Source organism: Burkholderia sp. LMG 13014 (assembly GCF_905232215.1).
Lineage (GTDB): Bacteria > Pseudomonadota > Gammaproteobacteria > Burkholderiales > Burkholderiaceae > Burkholderia.
This window is the reverse complement of sequence record NZ_CAJNKE010000553.1, coordinates 1-3,910: the sequence shown is the minus strand read 5'-3', so window position 1 is coordinate 3,910 and position 3,910 is coordinate 1. Positions and strand designations below refer to the sequence as shown.

The 3,910-nt window shown below is 67.1% G+C and carries 5 protein-coding genes and 1 pseudogene; 5 read left to right on the top strand and 1 reads right to left on the bottom strand.

Annotated features, from left to right (window positions below; genetic code table 11):
* The 4 genes and pseudogenes from JYJ84_RS30715 to JYJ84_RS30700 all read left to right on the top strand — a co-directional run.
* Nucleotides 1-432 (top strand): annotated as a pseudogene (locus tag JYJ84_RS30715) (hypothetical protein); the annotation flags it as partial.
* Nucleotides 433-442: 10 nt separating this feature from the next.
* The gene (locus JYJ84_RS30710) at nt 443-895 is read left to right on the top strand and encodes a DUF3592 domain-containing protein (protein ID WP_122949380.1); all 453 of its coding nucleotides are present in this window, start codon (nt 443-445) and stop codon (nt 893-895) included.
* Between the two features lie 152 nt (nt 896-1,047).
* Nucleotides 1,048-1,989, top strand: coding sequence for a hypothetical protein (locus JYJ84_RS30705; protein ID WP_175221588.1), 942 nt, complete (start codon nt 1,048-1,050; stop codon nt 1,987-1,989).
* A gap of 53 nt (nt 1,990-2,042) precedes the next feature.
* Nucleotides 2,043-2,450 carry a DUF3592 domain-containing protein gene (locus JYJ84_RS30700; protein WP_226212937.1) on the top strand — a complete coding sequence of 136 codons (408 nt, stop codon included), beginning with the start codon at nt 2,043-2,045 and terminating at the stop codon, nt 2,448-2,450.
* Between the two features lie 12 nt (nt 2,451-2,462).
* On the opposite strand, the gene JYJ84_RS30695 is transcribed toward JYJ84_RS30700, so the two are convergent.
* The gene (locus tag JYJ84_RS30695) at nt 2,463-3,344 is read right to left on the bottom strand and encodes a LysR family transcriptional regulator (RefSeq protein WP_174956571.1); all 882 of its coding nucleotides are present in this window, start codon (nt 3,342-3,344) and stop codon (nt 2,463-2,465) included.
* Nucleotides 3,345-3,477: 133 nt separating this feature from the next.
* On the opposite strand from JYJ84_RS30695, the gene JYJ84_RS30690 reads away from it, so the two are divergent.
* Nucleotides 3,478-3,910 (top strand): MFS transporter (locus JYJ84_RS30690; RefSeq protein WP_205189891.1); only part of this gene is annotated, 433 nt, incomplete at its 3' end.

Below are 3,910 nucleotides of genomic sequence, written 5' to 3'. Positions count from 1 at the left end.
GCCGACGGACAGGCGACGGCCGGCAGGGGCGCCAACGGGTGCTATTTCGTGCTGCACGATCCCGCGACGAAACAGGTGCTGCCGAACACGCACTATGCATTCGCGCTTTACACGAGCGCGGCGCAGGACAACCAGGAACTCGAAGTCGAAGGCACGACCGACGCGCAGGGACGTACGGTCTACGTGCGTTCCGCCGCGCCGATCGATGCGGCGCGCATGGTGCTCGTCCGCACGGTCGGCGACGGCCCGATGGGGCGCATCCCGGTGCTGGTCCGGCCGCAGGACGGCAAGCGCATTCCGTTCGCGCAATACAAGGTCACGGGCTGCAACGGCCTGTACGAAGGCGTGACCGACGAAACGGGGCGCGGCGTGATGTACCGCTGCAAGACGCAGTCGAAGATCGAGGTGTCGTTCTACCAGTCACGCAAGTAAGGGGAGCGCGATGGTGTCCGGATCCGGCCGCACCGCCGCGCAGCAGACGGAGACGCTGATCGCGAAGGGCATCGTCTTTACCATCGCGGGCACGTGCATGCTGATCGGCACCGTGCTGTACGCGCAGTGGACGCGCGAATTCCTGCGGACGTCGGTCGTCGTGCCGGGGCACGTCATCAAGCTGAACGCGGGCCCGCATCATCCGGAGATCGCGTTCACGACGCTCGCGGGCGAGCAGGTCGAATACCCGCAAGGCGGCGCGGTCAGCGTGCAGGACGGCGCGACCGTCGAGGTGCGCTACACGCCCGACGAGCCCGGGATGAGCGCGCGGATGAATACGTTCGGCGCGATCTGGGGCGACGTACTGATGATCGGCGGGATGGGCGTCGGTTTTTTCCTGGCCGGCGTCAGTCAACTGCGGTCGGGCGTGCGTGCGTGGCGCAGCGGGCGCAAGCGTGCGTGACCGCTGGCGCTGCGCCGAATCCTGACGAACCCCGTCGAGCAGAACATCATGAAACCCATCACGAGACTCCTGGGCCGATCTCGTTGCCGCGCGGACGCTCGCGTGCGCGACATCGCTGCAGGTTGCCTCGTGTCTTCACAGGACATTCCGGCATGAGCATCCGCTTGAAACCGTGGCTGATCGCGATCGGCACCGCATGCGCGGGTCTGGCCGCACACGCGGCGGGCACCGCCCATTCGCTTGACCAGGTGCCCGGGAAGTTCAGTTCGCCCGACGCACGCGCCGCGTACGCGCGCGACATGAGCGGCGCGCCCGAACAGGACGGTTTTGGCGTACACCTGCCGCCGGGCTTCACGAAAGAGGCGCTGGTCGCGCAGCTTGCGCCCGGCCAGCCGCTTGGGCGCGTCGTGCTGGTCGGCGCGAAGCCGTGGCCGCAGCGCTCCGGTGCGTTTGTCGCGATCGTCTGCGCGGCACCGACCGACGGCCTCGCGCGCGAAGTGCTGAAATTCGGTGCGCCCACCGATTGTGAGGGCTATGAGCACCACCCCGGTGTCGATGACACGAAGGAACTGGTCTGGCTCGGCGTGTTCGAGCGCGGTGCGGATGGTGCGCCGCAACTCGTCGCACGTACCGAACAGGCGCTCGACCAGGCGATCGACTGGAGCGAGACGAATATCGAGAGTCCCGACCCCGCCGCGACGGAGAACGTCGCAATGCGGCCCGAGCGGTGGTTGCGGTTCGATCTCGCCCCCTACGCGCTGCGGGCGGGCGATGCGGCATTCGGCGTGCGGGCAGGTTGGTCGGCCGGTTATTCGGGCGGCGGCGCATCGTTCGAGGCGTTGTACCTGTTCCGGATCGACGGCAAGACGCTGCGCCTCGTGTTCGCGCAGCCGATGATGTACTACGAGGATGTCGCCGGCGACTGGCATCGCGATGGTACGCGCGATCACGACATCACCGAGGGGAGCAATACGCTGAACGTGCTGCCGACGTCGACGGACGGTTTCCACGACCTGCAGCTGCGCCAGCGCGGCGGCAAATGGCGCCAGACGTTTCGCTGGTCGGCGGCCGACGGCGAGTATCGGCCGCGCTGAAGCGGCGCCATCATCGACGGTCAAGCGCTTCGAACATGACGCAGACATCCGACATGCAGGTATTCAAAGGCGGCCTCGCCGTGCTGACTGGCACGATGCTGCTGGTCTTTGCGGTCTTCGATTTCCAGTCGACCCGGGATTTCATGCGTGAATCGATCGTCGTGCCGGGGCGTGTGGTCCGGCTGGACTACGGGCCGCATCATCCGGACATCGCATTCACGACGCGCGCGGGCGAACGCATCGAATACCCGCAAGGCGGCGAGGTCGACGTCCATCTCGGCGAGGTGGTCGAGGTACGCTACCGGCCTGCCGAACCGCACATGAGCGCAAGGATGAATACGTTCGGCGCGCTGTGGGGCGGGGCGATGACGCTGGGCATTGCAGGCACGCTCTTCGTATTGGCCGGATCGCACTCGGGCGTGCGTGCGTGGCGCAGCGGGCGCAAGCCGGCCGCGCGCTGACACACGGGCACGCTACCTGGCAGAGGGCCCGGCGGTTGCGAATTCGTCGACGACGGCTTCGATCACGGCCTGCACGCGCGCGGTCTTGTAGAGATCGGCATGGGCGACGAGCCACACGTCGAAATGATTGCATCGCCGCGTCATGAGACGCACCAGTTCCGGCTCCGCGTCGGCGCGGAAGCACGGCAGCTCTGCAATGCCGAGCCCCGCCAGCGCAGCCTCGACCAGCATCATCGTCGACGATGTCTGGAACATCACGCGGCCGCGCGAAGTCGGTTCGCCGCACAGCGCGTCCCACATCGTCGGCACCACCGGCTGCTGGTACATCACCAGATCGTGCCCGTCGAACGCGCTGCCCGCGACCGGTTCGCCTCGCTCGGCCAGATAGCGGCGCGAAGCATAGATGCCCGTTTCGAGATGCCCGAGCCGCCTGACGATCAGATCCGGCGAATCCGGCCGCAACGTGCGAATCGCGAGGTCCGCATCACGGCGCGTGAGGTTGGCGATTTCGGCCGATGTCACGCATACGACGTCGATGCCTGCATGCCTGCGCCGCAGGCGGGCGATCGCGGGCACCACGAAACGCTTGCCGAGCGAGTCGGTCGTGGCGATGCGCACGGACCCGGCCAACTGCTCGTCGAGCCCCATCACGCGGCGTTCGATCGTGAGTGACGCCCGTTCCATCGTTTCGGCCGGTTCGAGCAGGGCTTCGCCCGCGGTCGTCAGCACGTAGAGGGTCGGCGTTCGAAGAAACAGGCGGGCCGAGAGTTCATCTTCCAGCGCGGCGATCCGGCGTCCCACCGTCGCCTGGTCGACGTTCAGTTGCGCCGCGGCGCTGCGCAGCGTGCCGGTGCGCGCCAGGGCCAGGAAGAAGCGGGCGTTGTCCCAGTTCATGCGGGTCGACTGTGTCATCGGACGGGGTGGTGTACGGAAGGGGTGATGCAACTTTGCATCATGAAGATGCGAAATTACCACTTTTCTGCATCTCGGACCGTTTCTAGACTCTTGGCATCCGTCTGGAGGTTTCATGTCCGATTGCAATCCGGTATCCGTCCCCGTGTCGCTGACAGCCACGTTCCGCCCGACTGTGCGCGAGCAGCGCTTCACGCTGGCGCTTGTTGCGATCGGCATGTTCATGGCGGTCCTCGATTCGACGATCGTCAACGTGGCGCTGCCCGCGATGCGCACGAGCCTCGGCGCGACGCTGGCCGAACTCGCTTGGATCGTCGACGCGTATACGCTCAGCTTCGCCGCGCTGATTCTCGCGGGCGGCGCGCTGTCCGACCGGTTCGGCGCGAAGCGCGTGTATCTCGCGGGGCTGGCGCTGTTCGTCGGCGCATCGGCGGCGTGCGGCGTCGCGGCGTCCGTGGCCATCCTCGTGGCCGCGCGCTTCGTGCAGGGCATCGGCGCCGCGCTCTTCTTGCCCGCGTCGCTCGCGAGAATCAGCGCGGCGAAGCTGA